The organism is Anaerotruncus massiliensis (ex Togo et al. 2026), from assembly GCF_030825285.1.
Classification (GTDB): Bacteria; Bacillota; Clostridia; order Oscillospirales; family Ruminococcaceae; genus Anaerotruncus; species Anaerotruncus massiliensis.
In genome coordinates this window covers 1-21,526 of the sequence record NZ_JAPJQF010000022.1, presented here as the reverse complement: position 1 = coordinate 21,526, position 21,526 = coordinate 1, and the positions used below count along the sequence as shown (strand labels likewise).

Genomic DNA, 21,526 nt, shown 5'->3' with positions numbered 1-21,526 from the left:
GACGCCCTGCTTCCATCAGTAGGCGATCTCGCATTTGAGCATCCCGTAGCCGTCCGGAAAGATGCGCAGGATCTTCCCGTAACAGGCCGCGCCGGTCGGCAGCTCGGGACAGAGGATCGCGGACGGCCCCGCCCCGAGGTTCCCCACGTCGATGGGCGGCCCGTCCTCCACGACGGCGCTGACCTGCATATAGTCGCTGAAGCGCGCGTCGGGCAGGTGGCGGATGATGACCGCCTGCCCGGGGACGCAGGCGGCGAGGCGTGCCTGCCGCCCGTGCAGGAAGCTCCCGGTGATGAAGGCGCGGCGGGCAAACTGCGGGCGTGCGCCGGCCGGCGGCATGCCGCCGGAAAAGGCGGCTTCCCCGCCGCCGGAAGGCCCCCATATCGAGGGGGAGGCGGCCTCCGTGAAGGCGGGCGCCTCCCATGCGTCCCACGGGGAGGACGCCGCGCGCACGGGAGCGGGCGGCGCCCATTCGTTCGGGGGATATGGGGGAAGCCTCCGGACGCGCGGCGGCTCGTCCCGCCGGGGAGCCGCGCCGGAAATCGGCGGCGCGGCGCGGTCGAGCAGCCAGTCGAGCCGGGCGGCGGGGGTGGCGGAGGGCGCGGGCCCCTCCTCCGCGGCAAATACGGCCGGGGCCGGTCCCTCCGGAACTGTCCGCGCGGCGGGGGCGGGCTCTTTTTCCGTCCATGCGGCCGGGACGGGCCTTTCGCGGACGGGCGGTCCGGTCGGCGCGGCGCCCGGTATCCCGCGGGGAAACGCGGCGGTCTCCGGAAAGGGAAGCTCCTCCGGTTCCCCCGCGGGGAACATGTCGTCCCCGTCGGCGGAAAGCTCCCCGGCGGCGGGGGAGAAGAGGGCGCGCCGCCGCCAGAAATAGGCGAGGTTGCAGGCGCACAGCACAGACACGGCGACGGCGGCCCAAAGGGGCGGCCGGGGGAAGAGCCCGCCGGGCGGCGCAAAGAAGCAGGCGGCCGCCAGCGTGAGGCAGGCCGCCGCATTGACGCAGAAGGAGAGGCGGTCGTAAAAGCGCAGGAAGAGCAGGTCGGCCAGCGCGCAGCCGCCCGCCGCCATCCAGACGACGGCGCCGGGGAGGGGAGGCGCGCCCGAAAGGATCACGTATCCGAGCAGGAGCCCGCCCGCGATCCCCAGGAAGGGAAGCAGCATGTTGGCGTAGAATTTGAGCCAGACGACCCGCCGCAGGGAAGTGGCCGCGAGCCGCCGGTCGAGCGCGCGGGAAAGGGAAAGCGCCTGCGCGTAGGCGAGCGGGTCGTCGTAGCGCGGCCGCCGCAGGAAAAGCCGCAGGTAGATTCCGGCGCCCCACAAGATGCAGGCGGCGCCGAACAGGCCCATCAGCCCAAACATGAGATGCCCTCCCGGATGTCGAAATCTGTCGAAATTAAGCATAGCATATCCGCGCGGCTTTTTCAATCACCCGGGAGGAAACAAAAGGAACCGCCCGGCATAAGCCGGGCGGTTCCCGAAACGGTTTCAAATGGCCGGTCAGTCCCGCTTGATGAATTCCTGAATGAGGGAGGTCGCGGGCACCAGCGCCTGGTCGATGCCGAAGAAGTGCCGGGCGGAGTCGGTCAGCCGGCCGATCGTCTCGCGGTAGGGGGAGTCCGGGTCGGTCTGCCGCAGCATTTCGGCGAGGGTGTCGTGGTAGAGAAAGGGCTCGTAATCGTGGGTGGAATTGATGTGCGCGTCCGCAAATTCGCGGAAGGGCCGGATATAGAGGTCCTCGCCGCGCAGCACATAGTCCCACATCCGCAGCGTCTCCTCCGCGCCGGTGCCCCGGTAGTAGAAATCGCGCAGCAGCCGCCGGGTGAGGCGCAGGTCGCGCGCGCCCAGCAGGATGCGCCCGCCGTCGTCCACGAAGTCGCTGTGCACGCTGATGTAGAGCTTGACGGTGCGGTGCGGGGCGAGCGTGTCGGTGAGCAGCGGGTTAAGGGCGTGGATGCCCTCAATGATGAGGTAGGTGTGCTCGTCGTAGGAGATTTCAAAGGTCTTCTCCGAGCGGCGTCCCGCCGTGAAATCGAAGATGGGGAACTGCGCGCGCCCCGTCTGCAGCAGGCGCTGCACCGTTTCGCGGAAGCAGTCGAGGTCGAGCCCCTCGACGCTCTCATAATTCTGGTAGCCGTCCTCCCAGCGGGGCAGCTGGTCGCTCGATTTATAGAAATTGTCCAGCGAGATGCGGTTGACCACCTTGCCGCGCTCGCGCAGCTCGTGCGCGATCTTTTTGGCGGTCGTGGTCTTGCCCGAGGCGGACGGCCCGGTGATCAGCAGGATGTGGATGTGCCGTTCGGTGACCCGGTCGCAGACGGCGGAAATCTTCTGGAAATACACGCCCTCCTCCCGGCTGACGAACACCTCCGGCCGCGCGGCCAGTTCCTCGGCGATCGGAGCGGTGTGGACCCGTTCCATTTCAGGATTGTATTTCATCAGGATTCCCCCCAGTTTCATCATATGGTTTTCAATCTAACGATAGCACAATCACGCGGTTCCCACAAACCAGAATCTTCCTGTGCAAAAAGGGCGGCCATACGGCCGCCCTCCCGGCTCCGACCGATCAGACCACGGTCTTCCAAAGGCCGTGCAGGTTGCAGTAGGCGAATGCCGCGACGGGCTCGTCGTCCTCGAGCAGGAAGGTGACCTTCGGCTCGCCGCCGACAGGCAGGCTCTTGCGCTGGCCGCCCTTGGCGGTCTGGAGATAGACCCACGCGATGTGGTGCTCCTCGGTCATCGGATGCGGAACGCTCCCGACCGAGACGGTGACCTGCTTGCCGGACACCTCGACCACAGGCAGGTGCTTTTCGCCCGCCGCGTCGGTGGTGTTGGGGACGAGCTCGGTCATCGGCTCGCCGCAGCAGATGATCTTGACGCCCGCGTTGTGGATCATGCCGACAAGGTTCCCGCAGTGCTTGCAGATGAAAAATTTCTGTTCCTGGCTCATGGATGTTTCCTCCTTTGATGTCTGCGTTGTTGCCGCGCCGTTTCGGCGCGGCTGAAAATGGCGGGGCTGCCCGCCACTGTCAACAGGATTATGCGGCCGCGGCGCCGGACGGCCCCCGGCCATTGGCTGATCTTTATTATAGCATATCCTATGCCGCGCTTCATGAAAAAAGAGCGAAAAATTCGTGAACGGCAAGTCCGGTCACGGCAGGGACGCCATGCGCTTCCGCTCCCCTGGGAAAAGGACCGGACGGCCCCGGGATTTAGGATGTCCAACCCACGCGCGAATATTGTTTTTATTGAAACCTCATAGGAACAGCCGGAAAAAAATCTTCACGCGGGTGGGGTTTTGTGGTATAATACCAATGGAAAGGGGAATGGGTTTGCAAGCAGTCCGGCCGAAGGAGGCGGAACCGAATGGAGATGCTGGAATGGATCCCGGTAGAGCAGGCGGGGCAGATCGAAACGGTGTGCGAACTTGCCCGGGAAATCTGGACGGATCGCTATCTGGGGGTCTATGGGTCGATGGAACTGGACTATCTGCTCAGGACCTGGCAGTCTCCCGGGGCGGTCCGCCGCCAGATCGACGGAGGGCATATGGAGTACCGGCTCATCTGCTATGATGGAGCGGAGGTCGGGTATGTCGCCCTCCGGGAAAAGGAGGATGCCCTCTGGGTGTACCATGCCTATATCCGCGGGGAATATCACGGGAACCGCACGGTGACCGGGATGCTGGAACTCATCGGGAGGGAGTGCGCCGCTCGGGGGCTTGCCCGCGTATATGCGGTGGTGGACCGGAAAAACAGCCGCGCTTTGGACTACTGCGAGCGGCTGGGGCTGCGCCTCCTGGAGAGGCGGACATGGGAGGCCGGCCCGGGTTTCCCGATGGAACTCTGCGTGTTTGAAATGAAGATCAGAAAGTAAATATCGGAACTATTACTATTATATCACATTTTTTGAATTTGAAAAGAGGGAACGGCCATGTTTTTTCACAAATTCGGTGACACCTATGCCATCCGCCTCGAACGCGGGGAGGAGCTGGCCGCGTCGTTGAAGGAGCTGTGCGTCACGGAGCGGGTCCGGCTCGGAACCCTCTCCGGGCTGGGCGCGATGGACCATGTTGTGGTCGGCGTCTACGATCTGGCAGAGAAGCGCTTCTGCCCGAATGTCTTTGACGAGCCGCTTGAGATGACCGGCTTGGAGGGCAGCGTCACGGAACGGGAGGGGGAGCCCTACCTGCATATCCACGCCTCCTTCGGCCGCGCGGACGGGTCGGTGATCGGCGGGCATCTGAGCGAGGCGCGCGTCAGCGCGACTGCCGAACTTTTCCTGCGCACGCTTGCCGGCCGCGTCGGCCGCGTCTTCGATGAGGAGACGGGCTTGAACCTGCTGGATTTCCGACTGGAAGGATAAGAGGCGAAAAATGTGAAAAACCCTCTTGATTTTACCTGCCGATTATGCTAATATAATATAGCCGTCCGGATATGGCGCAGTTTGGTAGCGCGCTACCTTGGGGTGGTAGAGGCCGTGGGTTCAAGTCCCGCTATTCGGACCAGAAGAAAAAGCCCGCAAACGTGCATGAAAAGCTCGTTTGCGGGCTTTCTTCATGCATATAACCGGAAGGAGGAAACAGGCGTTTTTGATCAACTACGACACTTATACGACACTTGTACCGGATCAGCAAAAGAATCGGGCCAGCCGGAATCATCGGCGGGCCCGATTGACCATCCACGGATCCGGAAGCTTTATCCGGGTAGCTGTGCTATGCCGCAGAGCCGGTTTTCATAAAACTTTGGCGAAAACAGGGACAAGGCGTTTTCAAACGGCACGAGATTTTCGGTCAGGCGTTCCAGACCGAGGCGGGGCATCAGATCAAGCGCTTTCGGAACGTCGAGCGCGCCCTGCTTCAAGACCTTGATCCGGGGCTCCTTGAAATAGAAGTCGGAGAGATTGACCGAAATTTTTGACCCCGGCCGGTAGACATGGGGGATGACAAGGGAACCGCCGTACATGAGGACGTCCATCGCCTCGCGTAGCAGAGGAAGGCTTCCGCCGCAGTCGATGACCGCATGAAAACCGCCGGAGGCCTCGTTGATTTCGGTCGACAGCATCAGCAGGTTGTCCGTGCCGAACCGCACCACATGGTCGGCCCCGAACCGTTTCGCGTACGGAAGCATCCCCGGATTGGGGCTGACCACGGTTACGGAGCGCACGCCGCAGAGCTTTGCATACCAGGCGATCAAAAGGCTCTTGTGATTGACGCCGAGGATTGCGATCGAGGAATCGGCGTCGATCTCCGCTTCATGGAATACGCGCAGGCAATCCAGGATGTCCTGGAAAAAGACGCCCTGTTCCAGCGGCAGAGAATCCGGAATTTTGTAGATATAGGCCTCCTTCCAGGTCATGTATTCCGCGAAGGAGGTGGTGCAGTAGGTCATGTTGAGGCAGTACAGCGGCCTGCCGGTGCTGCACTGGTAGCACATCCCGCAGTTCGCGCGGTAGAACCAGACCACCCGGTCCCCCTCCGACAGCCCCTTGTGATAGGCGGCGGGACCGAGTTCTTCGATGATCCCCGAGCCGGCCTGGCCGAACGTATAGGGGTTGGGGATGATCATGTTTCCGCCCAAATAGAGTTCGAGGTCGTCCGGCGGGAGAAGCGCGTATTGAATTTTCACGAGGATGTCGTCTGGATAGATGATTTGTGGCTTCGGAAGGTCGTTGAAACGAACCTTCCCATGAGAGATGCCGAGGATTTTCATATCCGCGCCTCCTGATTTCCCTGATACAAATATGCGCGCATCCGTTTCTGGAACTCCAACGGGGTCATGCCGACCTCTTTTTTAAAACGCAGCGCGAAATAGTGCGCGTTGCTGAAACCGCACAATTCCGCCACCCGATGCACACGGAGATGGCCGGAGGAGCTCAGCAGGAGCCGCGCCCTGTCGATCCGGATATGATCAAGGTAATCCACGAGGGTTCGACCGGTTTCCCGGTGGAATCGGCGGCTCAGATAGGACTCGCTCACATCCAAAAATTGAGCCGCTTCCGCCAGCGCGATCGGCTCCGCGCAGTGTTCCTGCAGGAACTCGACCGCGCAGGAAATGATGTCGGAGAAGTCGGCGGCGCTGTGGTTGAACGCCAGGATAAAATGGTTGGAGATATCGGCGTAAAGGTCGTTAAGGCTGGACGCCTCCTCAAAGGTCATGGGGAAATCATGCCCGAGGCCGCCTTCCTGTTTCTCCGAATAGGAGAACCAGACGTCGCGGATCAATTCATGCGCGACGCGGCAGGAGGGGAGATGCCGGTGCTCCGCCAGCAGTCCGCAGTAAAGCTCTTTCAATTGGGTGATAAATCCGAACTGGTTGCCCGCGTACAGCCGCTTGTGCAGCTCCCGGACCCGCTCCTCGAGCTCCTCCTGCGAAACGGGCTTTGGAGATGGGGACGGCAGGTGCAGGGATACGTAAGTGCCGAGGGCAAAAAAGCACTGTTCCTGAACCTGGGCGAGGGATTCGACCGCCAGCGCGACCTCCTCAAGGCCGTTGAGCCGCTCATAAAAGAGGTAATGCGTGTCGCGCGGCAGTTCGAGGGCGTCCAGCCGGGAAGCCAGTTCCCGAAAGCGTTTGGAATCGGAGGAGACGGACTGCTGCAGCAGCACGGCGCATTCCGCGTCATACTCCATCAGGCGGCGGGGGCCCGCTCCGCCGCAGTCGGCAGCCGCCTTTTCCAGATATTCGACCGCGTCCACTTTTGCCGCGCCATCCGGAAGGCGCAGGATGAACAGGCTGAACGCGTCTCCATATTCCGCCGCGGAAAAGCAGGGAATGATCATCGCGGGGCTCAACAACCTGCATAGCTGCGGCCCCGTGTTTGACGGCGTCAACTTTGACGGAGACGACGCGCTGGCAATCATCGAGTCGGGTAAGGCCAACTACGTCGATATCCTCGGCGGCTTTAACCGGGACGAGTTCCATTACTATTACGATTTCTGCGACATGAAGAAGATGGACGACACGACGCTCGTCAATCTCTTCGGAAAATACGCGCGCTACGCAAAACGGACGCTGGAACGGCTGGTTCCGGAAGGGGACGACCGGAAGATGATCGACGTTGTCAGCAAATACCTCTATGGTAACGCCACCATCCAGTTGTTCGACGCCTACGCGAAGGCGGGCCGCGGAAACAGACTCTACCTTTACCGTCTGGATTGGTGATAAGATGCCGATGCGGGCGCACCACGGCATCGACAGCGCCTTTGTCATGGGCGACGACAAGGAATGGCCGGGCGTAGAGACGTACGAAGGCTTTGAAGAGCTGTCGGCCACGATGCTCGGGGCGTGGAAAACGTTCATCAAAGACGCTTACCCGCAGGCGCCCGGCATGCCCGAGTGGCCCGTATACACGGCGGACGATAAGCGTCTGATGCGCTTTGATACGACGGTCGAGGTGATCGACGCACCCAAAATCGATCTGGACCCGGATATCCCGCACCAGATCTTCGCACTTTGAAACTGCCGGTGGAGAGTGAGCATACATACGGCCGGGAGGACCCGCTTGCGGGTCCTCCCGGCCGTTTTTTGCGTGCATGTTTTGCTTTTGTTGTTACCGGGTATTTATAGAAATGGAATGAAAATCTCATTTATCTGTAAAAAACACTAAAAAACCCACCTGAGAATCGTGATAGTTTATAGAAAATCCAAAAAGGGATTGACCGGCGAATGGTATAATGGTATATTGGTCTTACCAAAGGAGGGAGTGTTATCTTTAGTAAAATTCAAGCGGGACCAAAGATCCCGGAGTTAGTAATGAAAACCCTGCTGGACGCGATCTCGAGCGGAAAAATCCGGATCAACGAGGAATTGCCGCCCGAACGGGAGCTTGCGGAAAACCTGGGAATTGGGCGCGGCTCCCTGCGGGAGAGCTTGGCGGTACTGGAATTTCTGGGTGTCATTGAGAGCCGTGGAAACCGCAAGGTCGTCATCAAAGGCGCGGAATATTTTGAAAAGGCGATCTCGATGATCCGCATTTCGGACCAGGATGATATCATGTTTGATTTCATCGAGTTCAGGCGGATGCTGGAGTCCACAATCGTACGGCTTGCCTGCGAGCGCGGCTTGGAGGAGGATATCCGGCGAATTGAAGCTGCGGTGGAAAAGCAGCGCATGGACCCTGAAGACGTCGCAATCGACCACGAGTTCCACATGGGACTGGCCGAGGCAAGCCACAACGCGTTTATGGTGGCGGTTGAGGATTTCGTGGTGAGCATGCTCGCCGACATCCGCGCCAGAGGACTGGCGGTGGAAGGCAGAGCTGCCAAAATCGTGGAGGAGCACGACGGGATCCTGCAGGCGGTGCGCGGCCGCGACAAGGCCTTGGCGAAAGAGCGTATCTGCGCCCATCTGGACAACATTGAAATGATCGTCCGGATGGACCCTCAGACGAACCGCAAGCACGGGCGGGAATAAACCGCCGCGGCGTTTGACGTAGCGCAGTACATGTTGAATCAGAACGTTTTGTTTTATTGCGCCCGGCAATAAGGCTTGTTTCTTATACGCATTTTTAAGGGAATCGGTCCTTTTTTCAAAATTGACATCGTGGGTTTCGTCTTATTGCATGCCGAATGCAATGGGATAGATTCGTTGTACCCAAAAACAGGCTGGAATTATGGTAAGCAAGGTGAAATTGTGCGCACAAGGGAGCCTTCGTTATAAACGTGCTGCCCCTCGGGACAGGACAGACGAACTGGGAGGGATGAAATCACAATGAGCAATGTGTGCCACGGTGGAAGAACGATCGAGATGATTGAAACGGCGGCCAGCCACACCCGCACGGAGCGGGACCGGAAAAAAATCATGCAGGGGATTCCAAAGGAAACCCTGCGCCGGATGTATGTCGATATGGTCCGCACAAGAACGCTGGATGAAAAGATCAAGGAGATGCTGAACCGGGGATTTTCCATCTCCGAACACTCCACGCTGGGTCAGGAAGCGGGCCCGATCGGCGCCTGCGCCGCGCTCGCGGAGAGCGATTACATCATGCCCTATCACCGGGGATGGGCTTGGGCGATCGGGAAAGGAATGAAGCCGCACATCCTGCTTGCCGAGCTGCTGGGGAAAAAGACGGGCTACAACCGGGGAAAGGGCGGTCCGCATTTGGGCTGCTACGAGCTTGGAATTCTGGGTCGGCCGGGAGTCCAGGCGGCGCACCTGCCGATTGCGGCGGGCGTCGGGCTGAGTATGCGGATGCAGGGGCTTGACCGGGTGTGCGTCGCATTTTTTGGGAACGGCGCGAGCAACAACGCCAATTTTCACGAGGGGCTCAACCTGGCCGGAGTCTGGAAAGCGCCGGTGATCTATTTCTGTGAAAACAACCTCTATCAGATCACCTGCACGATGGAGGAGACGACTGCCTGCGAGGATATCGCGGACCGCGCGGTGGGTTATGGGATGCCCGGCTATATCGTCGACGGAAACGATGCGATTGCGGTCTATGACGTCACCCGGCAGGCGGTCGAGCGTGCACGCGCCGGGAAAGGTCCGACGCTGATTGAGACAAAGACCTACCGTTGGGAAGGCCACAACCCTATTGACCGGAACGCGATGGGAGGGTACCGTACGCTGGAAGAGATCGAGGAATGGAAACAGAAATGCCCCATCCGCCTGATGGAGGAAAGCCTGCTCGAGTTCGGCTGCCTGAAGGAGGCGGAAATCGCGGTGATCAAAGCGGACGCCGTCGCCGAAATGGAAAAGGCCGCGCAGTTTGCAATCGAAAGCCCTTACCCGGAACGGGAGGAATACTATCAGGACGTTTACGCCGATTGAGGAGGGATATGCAGTGGGCAGGATCATCACATTTTCCAATGCGCTCAAAGAGGCGCTGTCCGAAGAGATGGCGCGGGATGAAAGGGTTTACCTGATCGGACAGGATTTAAAATACAACGTTTGGGGGGTCACCAACGGCCTGAATCAGAAGTTCGGAGACGGACGCGTCCTGCACGCGCCGATTTCCGAAAATGGCTTCGTCAGCTCGGCGCTGGGGTCCGCGCTTGTCGGAAGCAGACCGGTCGTGGAGCTGATGTACAGCGATTTCCTTCTGCTGGCGGCGGACGCGGTGGCAGACGAAGCGGCGAAATACCGCTATATGAACGGCGGCGGGGCATTTCGGGTCCCCATGACGATCCGGGCGGCCGGATGCGGCGTCGGTTCCGGCTCGGGCGCGCACCACGCGCAGGATTTGGAGGCCACCTTCATCCACTTCCCGGGCCTTAAAATCGTGATCCCCTCCACGCCCTACGATGCGAAGGGCCTGCTGAAAACCGCGATCCGCGACAACAACCCGGTGATTTTCTTCGAGCATAAGCTGCTCTACGGGACAAAGGGCGAGGTCCCGGAGGAGGAATACACCATCCCCTTCGGACAGGCGGCCGTCCGGCGGGAGGGCGCGGACGTGACGATCGTGTCGTGGGGATATCCGCTGAAAAAGTCGCTCGAGGCCGCGGAGCTCCTGCAAAAGGAGGGGATCGAGGCGGAGGTGTTGGATCCGAGGACGCTGGTCCCCTTTGACAAGGAGGCGCTACGCGCCTCCCTCTCCAAAACAGGACGGCTCGTCGTGGTTGAGGACGGCGTGAAGCGGGGCGGCGTCGGCGGAGAGATCGCCGGGATCGCGGCGGAAGAGATGCTCGACTGCCTCGACGCGCCTGTGCGCAGGCTCGGTGCGGTGGACGCGCCGCTCCCCGCGGGGCGCTATGGGGAGAAGATGATGGTTCCCTCGGTCGAGGAGATCGTCGGGGCGGTTAAAGAGATCGTATGAGGAGGAATGGAATGTGTCTGTGGAAGTGACGCTGCCGAGCCTGGGCGTGGCCATTTTGGAGGCGACGGTCGTGAAATGGCTCAAGGAGGAGGGCCAGCCGGTGGCGAAGGAGGAACCCATCGCGGAGGTCGAGTCGGATAAGGTGTCGTTTGAAGTGGTATCTCCGATGGACGGCGTCCTGCTCAAAAGGCTCTGCGAGGTCAGCGGGATCGTCAAAGTGAACGAGGCGCTCGCGGTCGTGGGCGCGGTGGGAGAACGCTATGCCGGCAGGGCGGAAGGCGGACGCGCGGCGTCCGAAGCTGCGCCGGAACCCGTCCGCGCGCAAAAGCCCGAACCCGCGGCCAGGGTCCGGGCGACCCCCGCGGCCAAGGCGCTTGCCAAAAAGCAGGGAATCGATCTCGCGCGGGTTCGCGGATCGGGGCCGGACGGCGTGGTGACGAAGGAGGACGTGGCGGCGTATCAGGAAACGCCGCCGGAGGTGCAGGCGGTTTCCGCCACCGAGGAACGGATCCCCTTCTCGGGCGTTCGGAAGAAGACCGCCGACAAGCTGGCGCGGAGCCGGAGCGAAATGGTGCAGGTGACGACGGCGGTCGAGGTGGATATGACCGAGGCGGACCTCCTGCGTAAAAAATGGAAAGACACGCTGGCGCAGCGGCTCGGAATCAGGCTCACCTTCATGCCCTTCTTCATCCGGGCGGCCGTGATGGCGGTCCGCGAATACCCGGTGCTCAACTCCGCGCTGGAGGGAGACGAAATCGTGATCCGGCGGAATGTCGATTTCGGGATCGCGGTCCAGAGCGAACGCGGCCTGATCGTCCCGGTTGTCAAGGGCGCGCAGGATCAGGCTTTCTGGGAGCTGGCGCGGGAGCTGGACGCCCTGACCGGACAGGCCCGGGAGGGCGTCACGGACCCCCGATATGTCGGCGGTGCGACAATCACCCTTTCCAACGCCGGCGCATATGGGTCGGTGATCTCCACCCCGGTGATCTCCTCCCCGCAGAGCGCGCTCATCTGGACGGGCGCGATTTTGGAGAAACCGGCCGTGAAGGAGGGCGCGATCGTGGCCCGAAAACTCATGAATCTCTGCGTCTCCTACGACCACAGGATCATGGACGGGGCGACCGTGGCGCGGTTTTTGGGCAGGATGAAGAATCTGCTGGAGGAGCCGATGCTGCTGGCGATGGATGAGAGGGGGATGTAAATGAAAAGCAGAGCGGTTGTGGTTGGCCGGTTCCCCGATTACACGGTGCGGGAGTTCGAGGTGCCCGCCTGCGGCGCGGAGGGACTGATCGTCAAGGTCGCCGCGGCGCCCTTCGGGAGGCGTGGCCTCGTCGATCTCCGGCTGGACGGCGCGATGGACGGCCGGCTGCGGGACTTCATCCCGGGCGGCGAGATCATCGGGCGGGTGGTTTCCGCCCCGCCCGCGGCGGCGGAAGCCTGGAAGGTCTCGGAGGGGGATATGGTCTATATCGAGCCGAACATCGTCTGCGGCTTCTGCAAGCCCTGCCTGACGGGGAACTATTCCGTCTGCCGGGAACAGCTCCGCTACGGCTCCTTCCCCCTCGCGGAGCGCCCGGAGCTTTTGGCCGGAGGGTTCAGCGAATATGTGTCGGTGCTCCCGAATTCCCGCGTACATAAGCTCCCCGAGGACCTGCCGCCGGAATCGGCCGTGCTGCTCGGAACGGCGGAGCGGGCCCTGCGCGCCGTCATCAAGCGCGGCGAAGGCGGCCTGGGGAAGCGGATGCTGGTGCTGGGGCTTGACCTGTTTGCCGTTCTTGCCTGCCTCGCGGCAGAGGGGGTCGGAATGGAATCCGCCGAGATTTACGCTCCGGACGCTTTGGAAACGGACCGTGCGGCCGCCGAAGCCTGCGGCTGCGTTTTTACCGGGGAGGTCGCGGCGGGAGGGTATGACATCGTTCTCGTGTCGGACGCGGCCCGTGAAAATGTGGAATGGGCGTGGCGCGCCTCCTGTCCGCAGGGACGGCTCGTTTTCGCGGTCCCCCCGGAGCTGGCGGACCTGCCCGCCGGGCAGCTTCTGCACCATGAAATGACGGTCACCGGCGTCGGGAATGCGTCGTGGGATTACGAGAGGGCGCTGCGGCTGGTCGTGCAGAACGCAAAACGTCTGTCGGCGGTCAGGACCCGCTGGATCGACGCGGCGGATTTTTCGGCGGCGGTGGAAGCAGCGGAAGAAAAGATGACGGCCGCGGCCGCGCGGTGGGATCTTTAAAAGGGGGAAACCGCATGGAAAAATGTTATGCGATGGTGCTGGAGGAACCCGGCAAATTTGTAAAAAAGGAGTTCCCGATTCCCGAGCCCGGCGACCGGGATCTCCTGCTGCGGGTCGAGATGGTTTCCATCTGCGGAAGCGACCGGCTCCTCTACCGTGGGAGCCACCGGCTCTCCTCCTTCCCGAAGATTCTCGGGCATGAGGTCGTCGGCTATGTCGACAGGCTCGGAGCGGCCGCCAAACGGGAGTACGGCGTGGACGTCGGCGACCGGGTCACGGTGGAGCCCTATATCGCCTGTAACAAATGTGAGTACTGCCTGACCGGCCTCTATCAGGCGCACCTGCCCCATATGACCTATGGGGTCGCGCTGAACTGTGACAAGCCGCCCTACCTGTGGGGGGCGTACAGCCAGTATCTCTTTGTGGCGCCCGGGAGCAGGCTCCACCGGATCGCGCCGGAGGTCCCCGCGGAGGCCGCCTGCCTCTCCTCGGTCATCGGAAACGGCGTCCGGTGGGTGCGCACCAAGGGCGAGGTCCGGTATGGGGAGAGCGTCGCGATCGTCGGCGCGGGCGCGCAGGGGCTGGCCTCGGTGGTCGCGGCAAAGGAGTCCGGGGCATACCCGATCATGGTGATCGGCCTTACCAAGGACCGCGTCAAGTTTGAGGTCGCCCGGGAATTCGGCGCGGATTTTATCATCGACCTGCAAAAAACCGACCCGGCGGAAGAGGTCCGCAGGATTACGGGCGGGAAAATGGCGGACGTCGTCATTGAATGCGCCGGCGTGCCCGCGTCTGTGCAGACGGCCTTTCGGCTCCCGCGGGACTGTGGACGGGTTGTGCTGGCGGGCGTCAACGGCGGCAGGGAGGTCCCGCTCAAGACGGACGTGATCGTCAACAACGAGCTGGTGGTCCGGGGCGGCCACGGGCAGTCGTGGGACGTCGGGGAGGCGGCGGCGCTCATCAACAGCCGGAAATATGCCGTGGAAAAGATGATTTCCCACAGATTCCCGCTGGAAAAGGCGGAGGAGGCGATGCGGCTTTTCCTGGAGGGACCGGAGGACTGCATCCGAATCGGGCTGGTGCCTGAATCAGGGCCCCGTAAAGTGTAGGAAGAGAACAGAAACCGACGACCTGGAAGGAATGGGTAGAAAAGATGAAAAAGCTATTTTGCATCGGTTTGGCCGTCTGTATGGTTTGTCTCATTGCATTCAGCGGTTGTGGGAAACAGTCGGATTTGCCGGCGGGCAGTCCGTCGGCGCAGGCCGCCGGGGAGAACGGAGGCGGCGTGATCGTCGCAAAGTTTGCACATGCGCTTTCTCCGCAGTCTCCCTATCAGACGGGAGCGGAAAAGTTCAAGGAGCTGGTGGAAGAGAAAACGGGCGGGAAGGTCGTCATTGAAATCTATCCGAACGGGCAGCTCGGCGCGGAACGGGACCTCTTTGAGGGGCTCAAGCTCGGAACGGTCGAATTCGCCGTGGGCGGCATGGGCGTGCTTTCGCAGGCGTACGAGCCGAAGCTCGAGGTGTTCGGGCTCCCATTTATGTTTGAGAGCCGCGAGGAGGTTTATGAGGTCCTCGACGGTCCGGTCGGGCAGGAGCTTTACAAGCCGCTGCTTGAGAACCAGATCGAGATCGTCGGAAATTTTGAGGCGGGCTTCCGGCAGCTCAGCAATTCCAAACGCCCGGTCAATTCGATCGACGACGTGAAGGGCCTTAAAATCCGGACTCCGGAGGGCAGCGTCTACATCAACACCTGGAACGCGCTGGGCGCCAGCCCCACGCCGATCGCGTGGAACGAGCTCTACAGCGCCCTGCAGACCGGCGTCGTGGACGGCGCTGAGGTGCCGATCAGCAATTTTGCGACCTCCGGCTTTGGCGAGGTGCAGAAGTATTACGGCTGGATCAACTACATGTACGATTCCATCCCGTTCGGTGCGAGCAAATCCTTTATGGACAGCCTGAGCCCCGAGCTTCAGGAGGCGGTCCGCGAAGCCGCGAAGGAGGCGTGCGATTTCGAGCGGCAGACCGTCAAGGAGATGGAGGCGCAGCTTCAGGCGGAGCTGGAGGGACAGGGCGTCCAGTTCACGACGCCCGATCTGGAGCCCTTCCGCGCGGCCGTGCAGCCGATCTATGACAATTACGCCGACAAGGAAACGCTGGGCAAGGTGCAGGCCGCGCTCGGCCGCCAGTGAGAGGGTGCGCTTATGGACGGCGGAAAACAGAGGGACAAATCGAAGATCGCGGAACTGTTCCCGATCATACGCGAGATTCGGAATCAGGATCTGGCGGACAGGATCGCCGCGGTCTGGCTGCGCGCGTGGGGAATGAGCAAATGGGAGCGCCTCGAGGACGCCTGCTTCAACCCCGATATCCAGGAGAGGGACTGCCGCCTTGTCGACCATGTCAACGTGACGACGATCGCTTCCCTTCAGATGGCGAAGCTGATCGAGCGGTATCAGGGGGAATCGTTCAATTACGAACGGATTTTGACGATCGGCCTGCTGCACGACGTGAGTAAGCTGCTGGAATATGAGCCGGACGGGAAGGGCGGCTATCGGAGGTCGTCCATCGGAGAAAAGCTGCAGCACGGCTTTTACGGCGCGGTACTGGCGCGGGAGGAGGGCTTCTCCGAGGAGACGCTCCATCTCATCCTTACCCATACACCGCAGTCGAAGATGAAGCCGCAATATAAGGAAGCGATCCTGTTTTCTTACATGGACCTCTGCGACGCGGACATGGTTTTTTACGAACGCGGGCTTCCGCTTTTCGCAGAGTGAACCGGAACGAATCTATGTGTGTGCGCGGCGCCGTCACGGGGCGGCGCCGCGGGCCGCGCAAAGGGCGCGGCGAAAGGGAGGAAAAGAATGGGCCTTATCAAGAAGACGAACGAAGCCGCCGACAGGCTTTGTCAAATTCTGCTGGTCGCTTTGTTCACACTGATCATCGTCTCCTCTTTCCTGCAGGTATTTTCCCGTTTTGTCCTTGGAAAGGCGTTTGTCTGGACCGATGAATTGAGCCGCTACGGACTGGTCTGGCTGACCTTTGTGGCGGCGGGGCTCGGCTTCCGGAGGAAATCCCATGTGGCGATCGACGTCGTGATCGGCCTGTTCCCGGAAAAGCAAAAGCAGGCGGCCGCCGGGGTCCAGTCGGTGCTGGTCGCGGCGATGGCCGTGTTCCTTCTGGTCAAGGGCGTCCAGCTGGCGGGCATGACGATGGGGCAGGATTCCCCCGCGATGGGGATCCCCATGGGGATCGTCTATGCCGCAATTCCCTTTTTCAGCCTGCTGACGCTGCTGTTTTCCCTGGAGGACCTCTGCGGGCGGCTGGTCCCGCAGAAGGACTGTGAAAGGAAGGAGGGATCCCTGTGACGCTGGCGATATTGCTGATAACTTTTATCGTTCTGCTGCTCTTTGGAATGCCGATCGCAGCGGGAATCGGCATTTCCTCGATTCTGGCGCTGGTTGCGAAGGCTTCGCTTCCGCTCACGATCGTTCCCCAGCGCCTGCTGGTCGCCGTCGATTCCTTCCCGCTGCTGGCGGTGCCGTTCTTCGTGCTGGCGGGGGATATCATGTTGATGGGGGGAATCTCCGGGCGGCTGGTCAAGCTGGCGAAGGTGCTGGTGGGCAGGGCGAAGAGCGGGCTTGCCTATGTGACGATCGTGGCTTCCGCCTTTTTCGGCGCGATATCCGGTTCCGCCGCCGCGACGACGGCCGCAATCGGCGGAATGATGTACCCTGAAATGATCAAGGGAAACTATAAACCCGACTTCGCATCATTCCTGGGTGCGCTGAGTGGGACGCTCGGCCTGCTGATCCCGCCGAGCATTGCGCTCATCATCTACGGTACACAGACGAATTCCTCGGTTGGAAGCCTGTTTATGGTGAGCGCCGTCGCGGGGATCATTACGACGGTGGTCTATATGCTGACCGCGAAGCTCTCCCGAAGAGGCGGACAGGCGGCCCCGCAGGAAAAATCCGGGGAATCTGACGAAAAGTTAGGACTATGGAAAGCAGTCAAGGAAGCGTTCTGGGGCCTGCTCTCCCCGGTCATTATTCTGGGAGGCATCTATTCCGGGACCTTTACCGCCACGGAGGCCGCTGTGATCGCGGTACTCTACTCGCTGATCGTCGGCTTTTTCATCTATCGGGAGCTGACCCTCAAAAAGCTCAAGGAGGCGTTTGTCAATTCCGCGTTGACAACGGGTATGGTCCTGTTGCTGGTGGCGGTCGCGTCCCTGTTCAGCTGGATTCTTACCATTGAAAACGTCGGGCGGATGCTGGGGGACGTCGTGGTTTCCTTCGGGCTGACGACAGTCGCCTTTTTCATCACCGTGAACCTGCTCTATCTGGTCCTTGGAATGTTCATTGAAACGATTCCCATCATCATCCTGACAACCCCGATCTTTTACCCCATCGCGCTCACTCTGGGGATCGATCCAATCCATTTCGGTGTGATCACCGTCTTTAACCTTGCGTTCGGGATGGTGACGCCGCCCTTCGGGCTGGACCTCTTTGTGGCGGCGGGCTATTCCAAAAGGCCGATCCAGCGAATGGTGGCTTCGGGGAAATACTTCTATGCCGCGGGCATTGGGCTGATCTTCTTATTCAGCTTTTTCCCGCAGCTCATCATGTGGGTCCTTGAGGCGGGGAGGGAGAGAAACGTGAGAAAGGTTTTAGTGATCGGCGCGGGTCCGGCGGGTTATGTCGCGGCCCTGCGCGCGGCCCAGTTAGGCGGGGAGGTGACGCTTGTCGAGCGTGCGCAGGTGGGCGGCACCTGCCTGAACCGGGGCTGCATCCCGACGAAGGCCTATTTGAAGAGCGCCGAGATATATCGGCAGGTCCGGTCCGCGGCGGCCTACGGGATCAGTACAGGCGGTCCTGCAGTGGATTTCCCGTCGATCCGGGCGCGCAAGGACGCGGTTATCCGGCAACTGGGCCGAGGGATTCAAATGCTTTTGAAAAAAAGCGGCGTGCGGCTTGTGGAGGGGACGGCCTGCTTCCTCTCGCCGGGGGAGGTACGGGTAACGGGAACGGCAGGGGATTTCGTCTGCACGGCAGACGAAATCCTGATCGCCACGGGTTCCCGCCCGTCGGCGCCCCCGATTCCTGGATTGGAGGGAGCGGGGGTGTTTGACAGCGACCGCGTTTTTGATTTTCCCGGACTTCCGAAGAGCATCCTGATCGTCGGCGGAGGCGTGATCGGCATGGAGTTTGCGAGCTTTTACGCTTCGCTCGGGACGGATGTGACGGTGGTGGAGCTGCTGGACCGCCTGCTGCCGGGCACGGACAGGGAGATTTCCGGGCTGGTACGAAAAAAGCTGGAAGGGGAGGGGGTAACCTTCCGCCTGGGGAGCAGGCTTCTTCAGGTGGAAAGCGACTTTGACGGGACGGTGGCTACGGTTGAGGGCGACGAGGGGACGGAGGAGCTGCTGACGGACATGGTGCTGGTGGCGGCGGGCAGGCGCGCGAACTGCGAAGGGCTGCGCCCCGAGGCCGCAGGCCTCCGGACTGAACGGGGATGCCTTGTGACGGACGAAAAGGGCCGCACAAACGTTCCGCACATCTATGCGGCCGGCGATGTGACCGGCAAGATTCAGCTTGCGCACGCCGCCTCACGGGAAGCGGAGATCGCGGTGGAGGAGATGTTCGGCCTGGATACCGGGCTGACGCTCGGCGCTGTCCCGGGCTGCATCTTCACCCATCCGGAGATCGCCTTCGCCGGACTCACGGAGGAGGACGCCCAAAAGGCCGGTTATCAAACGCGGATCGGCCGCTTCCCGTTTGCCGCAAACGGGAAGGCGCTCATTGAAGGGGAACCGGACGGTTTTGTGAAGGTGGTCGCGGACGCGGTCAGCGGGACGCTGCTGGGAGTCCATATCGTCGGCCCGCAGGCAAGCAATCTGATTGGCGCGGGCGCCGTGGCGCTGTCCGCCCACATGACGGTTGGAGAGTTCGCCAATACGGTGTTTGCGCATCCGACGCTGGGGGAGGCGCTCCACGAAGCGGCGCTGGACGCTGAAAAGCGGGCGCTGCACATACCAAACTGACCGTGGCGGCGCGGAGAGGGGGAGGGCAATGCTGCTCGTTGAAAATTTTTCGATTGACCCCTATTACAACCTGGCAGCGGAGGAATACTTCCTAAAAAAGGTTCCCGATGACGTGGTCATGCTGTGGCGCAACGACCGGGCGGTTGTTGTGGGAAAGAATCAGAATTCCACCGAGGAAATCGACGCCGCATATGTCGAGGACAGGAAAATCGCGGTCGTCCGCAGGTTGACGGGCGGGGGCGCGGTTTTTCACGACCTCGGAAACGTCAACTTCACCATCATCAGCGAGGACCGCGCGGGGGAGCAATTCAATGACTACGCCCTTTTTACCAAGCCCGTGCGCCTCTTTCTGGAGACTCTGGGAATCCGGACGGAGCTGTCCGGGCGCAACGACCTGCTGGTTGACGGACGCAAATTTTCCGGAAACGCCCAGGCGCGGTATGGCGGCCGGATGCTCCATCATGGGACGATCCTCTTTGATTCCAATATGGGGGATTTGGCGGGCGCGCTAAATCCCGGTCCGCTGAAGCTCGAGAGCAAAGCGGTCAAATCGACAAAATCCCGGGTGGAAAATCTGATTTCCCACCTGCCGGAGCCAATGACGGTGGAACGGTTCTGCGCGGAGCTCCGCCGTTTTTTCCTCACGTACTTCCCGCAGGCTTCCCCCTATGGGATCGGCCCGGCGGACGACACGGAGATCCGGGCGCTGGTCCGTCAAAAATATGGAACGTGGGAGTGGAATTATGGGGAGTCGCCGCCATATACCTTCCGCAATGTAAAAAAACTTTCATTCGGGATTGTGGACCTCCGCATGGAGGTCGTGGAGGGCAGAATCCAAAACGCCCGCTTTTTCGGCGATTTTTTCGGACGCCGGGAGATCGACGGACTGGAACGGGCCCTGAAAGGCGTCCGCCACAGCCGGGACGCGCTGGAGGACCTTCTGCGGGGAATCCCGGTCGGGGAATACCTCTCCGGCTGCTCCCGGGCGGAGCTTTCCGGGCTCTTCTTTTAGATGGCGCGCGATGATAAAAATAACGCTGCTTGCCAACGCGGGCCTGCTGCTCGAGGCGCCGGGAGCGAGGCTGCTCGTGGACGCGCTGTTTTCGCTCCCGGCGCCCGGCTTCAGCGCGCCTTCCGGGCAGATGCTGGATTCGGCCCTCCGCGGCGGGGTGGACTGCCTGCTGGTCACCCACCGCCATCCCGACCATTTTTCAGAGGAACTGGCAGAACGGTACGCCGCCCACGGGGATTTGGCAGAGATTCTGCTCCCGGAGACGGAACCGGGACAGACGGTCAGCCGGCCAGGCTGGTCGGTCGAAGTCATACGAACAGGGCATCTGGCTGGTGGGAATGCGTTTGGCGCTGTTCCCCATAACTGTTACCTGATTGATCTTTTTGGCGTTCGGCTGCTCATTACAGCTGATGCGGAATTTCGGGTTCCAAAGGCCGCCAAGGCGTTTTGCAATGCGCGGGCCGACGTGATTTTTGTTAATCCGGTTTTCTTCTCAAACTCCGTGGGGCAGCGAATTCTGCGGGACTGTGCGCCGCGCTTGGTGTGCGTCTATCACGTCCCGTTCCTGAAGGACGATATCGGGGGGCTGCGGCGGCTTGCCGCCGGGAGCTTGAGGCGGTTCGGCAGCGCGCATAATCGAGTGGAGGCACTGATGGAGGAAGGCCAAACATTGTTTTACTGAGCTGGCTGAAAAGCCCCGACGGTTATACCCCCGAGCTCCTGAAATATCAATAGCGGAATAGCTTTAGGCCGCAGGTCACAAAATATCCCCAAATCACTTCCCGCAAAAAAGCGAACCCGGGACCGATCAAAGATCGGTCCCGGGTTCGCTTTTTTGGGCATAAATGGGAAAAATGGATCGGTTTCAAAAGGTACACATTATAAAACATGGGGGAAATCTCTATTGTTCCCACATAATAAGGGAATAATTTTTTAATAAGGAAATTGTTGTTAAGAGTATATCATTTTTTCCTGCGGTTGACAACCAAAAATTTTTATAAATTCTTAGATATTATTTTATTTTACAGGTCACAAAAAGCGTACTTTTTGAGACATTTTTGAGCATCAAGTCCAGTAATAAATCGGAGGATCGGATATGGCAAAGAGGTCCAGGCAGCAGTTGGGGAACATCCCTGTGACCATGATATGCGTGAATGCGGTGACGGAAACCACGATCAGCGGCTGTTTTGGAGAGGGGGCCCTGGCGGACAGCGTGCCCCTGCGGACGGCGAGCGGGGAATTTTATAACGGCGGCTTTGCGGAGAAGCTGCCTTTCACCGGATTTTACGACCTGGTCATGAAGCTGGACGCCGTCTTCGACTATTTCTCCTTCCCCCAGCGGGGCACTCAGCTGCGCACGGCCGGGAAACCGGGCCCGGCGGCGCGGTTCGTGCAAATGAAGGAGGACGTCCTGCCCCGGCTGACGCAGCAGTGGAACGAACGGGTGATGCAGGAAGGCTGGGGCAGTTGCGCGACCTTTTCGGTGC

General features: G+C 60.8%; 22 protein-coding genes and 1 tRNA gene. 18 read left to right on the top strand and 5 right to left on the bottom strand.

Annotated elements, in window-relative coordinates; all coding sequences use genetic code 11:
- Nucleotides 1-15: 15 nt before the first annotated feature.
- The 3 genes from RCI06_RS08385 to RCI06_RS08375 all read right to left on the bottom strand — a co-directional run bounded on the left by RCI06_RS08385 (nucleotide 16) and on the right by RCI06_RS08375 (nucleotide 2,947).
- Nucleotides 16-1,359 carry a hypothetical protein gene (locus tag RCI06_RS08385; protein ID WP_306575554.1) on the bottom strand — a complete coding sequence of 448 codons (1,344 nt, stop codon included), beginning with the start codon at nucleotides 1,357-1,359 and terminating at the stop codon, nucleotides 16-18.
- A 138-nt stretch (nucleotides 1,360-1,497) separates the two neighbouring features.
- On the bottom strand, nucleotides 1,498-2,436 hold the full coding sequence (locus RCI06_RS08380) for a uridine kinase (protein ID WP_172439188.1): 939 nt from the start codon (nucleotides 2,434-2,436) through the stop codon (nucleotides 1,498-1,500).
- 127 nt (nucleotides 2,437-2,563) lie between these two features.
- Nucleotides 2,564-2,947 (bottom strand): desulfoferrodoxin family protein, encoded by a 384-nt coding sequence (locus RCI06_RS08375; protein ID WP_101550074.1) that lies wholly within the window; start codon nucleotides 2,945-2,947, stop codon nucleotides 2,564-2,566.
- Between the two features lie 416 nt (nucleotides 2,948-3,363).
- Between RCI06_RS08375 and RCI06_RS08370 the strand changes: the two genes are divergently transcribed.
- The 3 genes from RCI06_RS08370 to RCI06_RS08360 all read left to right on the top strand — a co-directional run bounded on the left by RCI06_RS08370 (nucleotide 3,364) and on the right by RCI06_RS08360 (nucleotide 4,501).
- Complete coding sequence (locus RCI06_RS08370; protein WP_306575552.1) at nucleotides 3,364-3,870, top strand: GNAT family N-acetyltransferase; 507 nt, start codon at nucleotides 3,364-3,366, stop codon at nucleotides 3,868-3,870.
- Between the two features lie 57 nt (nucleotides 3,871-3,927).
- Complete coding sequence (locus RCI06_RS08365) at nucleotides 3,928-4,359, top strand: PPC domain-containing DNA-binding protein (RefSeq protein WP_121586809.1); 432 nt, start codon at nucleotides 3,928-3,930, stop codon at nucleotides 4,357-4,359.
- A 65-nt stretch (nucleotides 4,360-4,424) separates the two neighbouring features.
- Nucleotides 4,425-4,501 (top strand) — tRNA-Pro (locus RCI06_RS08360).
- A 190-nt stretch (nucleotides 4,502-4,691) separates the two neighbouring features.
- Here the strand turns inward: RCI06_RS08360 and RCI06_RS08355 are convergent.
- Both RCI06_RS08355 and RCI06_RS08350 read right to left on the bottom strand, forming a co-directional pair.
- On the bottom strand, nucleotides 4,692-5,705 hold the full coding sequence (locus tag RCI06_RS08355; protein ID WP_306575549.1) for a zinc-binding dehydrogenase: 1,014 nt from the start codon (nucleotides 5,703-5,705) through the stop codon (nucleotides 4,692-4,694).
- Nucleotides 5,702-6,691: an AraC family transcriptional regulator gene (locus RCI06_RS08350; RefSeq protein ID WP_306575546.1), complete on the bottom strand. Its 990-nt coding sequence runs from the start codon at nucleotides 6,689-6,691 to the stop codon at nucleotides 5,702-5,704. The genes RCI06_RS08355 and RCI06_RS08350 overlap by 4 nt, the downstream gene beginning before the upstream one ends.
- 28 nt (nucleotides 6,692-6,719) lie before the next feature.
- On the opposite strand from RCI06_RS08350, the gene RCI06_RS08345 reads away from it, so the two are divergent.
- The 15 genes from RCI06_RS08345 to RCI06_RS08275 form a co-directional block, all read left to right on the top strand.
- Nucleotides 6,720-7,157: a hypothetical protein gene (locus RCI06_RS08345; RefSeq protein WP_306575543.1), complete on the top strand. Its 438-nt coding sequence runs from the start codon at nucleotides 6,720-6,722 to the stop codon at nucleotides 7,155-7,157.
- A 4-nt stretch (nucleotides 7,158-7,161) separates the two neighbouring features.
- On the top strand, nucleotides 7,162-7,452 hold the full coding sequence (locus RCI06_RS08340) for a hypothetical protein (RefSeq protein ID WP_306575540.1): 291 nt from the start codon (nucleotides 7,162-7,164) through the stop codon (nucleotides 7,450-7,452).
- Between the two features lie 296 nt (nucleotides 7,453-7,748).
- The gene (locus tag RCI06_RS08335; RefSeq protein WP_101550084.1) at nucleotides 7,749-8,408 is read left to right on the top strand and encodes a FadR/GntR family transcriptional regulator; all 660 of its coding nucleotides are present in this window, start codon (nucleotides 7,749-7,751) and stop codon (nucleotides 8,406-8,408) included.
- Between the two features lie 297 nt (nucleotides 8,409-8,705).
- Complete coding sequence (locus RCI06_RS08330; protein WP_306575538.1) at nucleotides 8,706-9,764, top strand: thiamine pyrophosphate-dependent dehydrogenase E1 component subunit alpha; 1,059 nt, start codon at nucleotides 8,706-8,708, stop codon at nucleotides 9,762-9,764.
- Between the two features lie 13 nt (nucleotides 9,765-9,777).
- Complete coding sequence (locus RCI06_RS08325) at nucleotides 9,778-10,752, top strand: alpha-ketoacid dehydrogenase subunit beta (protein ID WP_207654181.1); 975 nt, start codon at nucleotides 9,778-9,780, stop codon at nucleotides 10,750-10,752.
- A 13-nt stretch (nucleotides 10,753-10,765) separates the two neighbouring features.
- Nucleotides 10,766-11,953: a dihydrolipoamide acetyltransferase family protein gene (locus tag RCI06_RS08320; RefSeq protein ID WP_306575534.1), complete on the top strand. Its 1,188-nt coding sequence runs from the start codon at nucleotides 10,766-10,768 to the stop codon at nucleotides 11,951-11,953.
- On the top strand, nucleotides 11,954-12,982 hold the full coding sequence (locus RCI06_RS08315; RefSeq protein WP_306575531.1) for a zinc-binding dehydrogenase: 1,029 nt from the start codon (nucleotides 11,954-11,956) through the stop codon (nucleotides 12,980-12,982).
- 14 nt (nucleotides 12,983-12,996) lie between these two features.
- Nucleotides 12,997-14,091 carry a zinc-binding dehydrogenase gene (locus RCI06_RS08310; protein WP_101550092.1) on the top strand — a complete coding sequence of 365 codons (1,095 nt, stop codon included), beginning with the start codon at nucleotides 12,997-12,999 and terminating at the stop codon, nucleotides 14,089-14,091.
- 125 nt (nucleotides 14,092-14,216) lie between these two features.
- Nucleotides 14,217-15,173 (top strand): TRAP transporter substrate-binding protein, encoded by a 957-nt coding sequence (locus tag RCI06_RS08305; RefSeq protein ID WP_172439190.1) that lies wholly within the window; start codon nucleotides 14,217-14,219, stop codon nucleotides 15,171-15,173.
- 12 nt (nucleotides 15,174-15,185) lie between these two features.
- A complete protein-coding gene (locus RCI06_RS08300) occupies nucleotides 15,186-15,758 on the top strand; it encodes an HD domain-containing protein (RefSeq protein WP_306575528.1) in 573 nt (190 codons plus the stop codon).
- A gap of 87 nt (nucleotides 15,759-15,845) precedes the next feature.
- Nucleotides 15,846-16,349 (top strand): TRAP transporter small permease, encoded by a 504-nt coding sequence (locus tag RCI06_RS08295; protein WP_276870032.1) that lies wholly within the window; start codon nucleotides 15,846-15,848, stop codon nucleotides 16,347-16,349.
- Nucleotides 16,346-19,027, top strand: a complete 2,682-nt coding sequence (lpdA, locus tag RCI06_RS08290) for a dihydrolipoyl dehydrogenase (RefSeq protein WP_306575525.1) — start codon at nucleotides 16,346-16,348, stop codon at nucleotides 19,025-19,027. Before RCI06_RS08295 ends, lpdA begins: the two co-directional genes overlap by 4 nt.
- 28 nt (nucleotides 19,028-19,055) lie before the next feature.
- The gene (locus RCI06_RS08285) at nucleotides 19,056-20,039 is read left to right on the top strand and encodes a lipoate--protein ligase (protein WP_306575522.1); all 984 of its coding nucleotides are present in this window, start codon (nucleotides 19,056-19,058) and stop codon (nucleotides 20,037-20,039) included.
- Nucleotides 20,040-20,049: 10 nt separating this feature from the next.
- On the top strand, nucleotides 20,050-20,721 hold the full coding sequence (locus RCI06_RS08280) for an MBL fold metallo-hydrolase (RefSeq protein WP_306575520.1): 672 nt from the start codon (nucleotides 20,050-20,052) through the stop codon (nucleotides 20,719-20,721).
- 414 nt (nucleotides 20,722-21,135) lie between these two features.
- The coding region (locus RCI06_RS08275; protein WP_373690851.1) for a hypothetical protein at nucleotides 21,136-21,526 on the top strand (391 nt) is incomplete at its 3' end.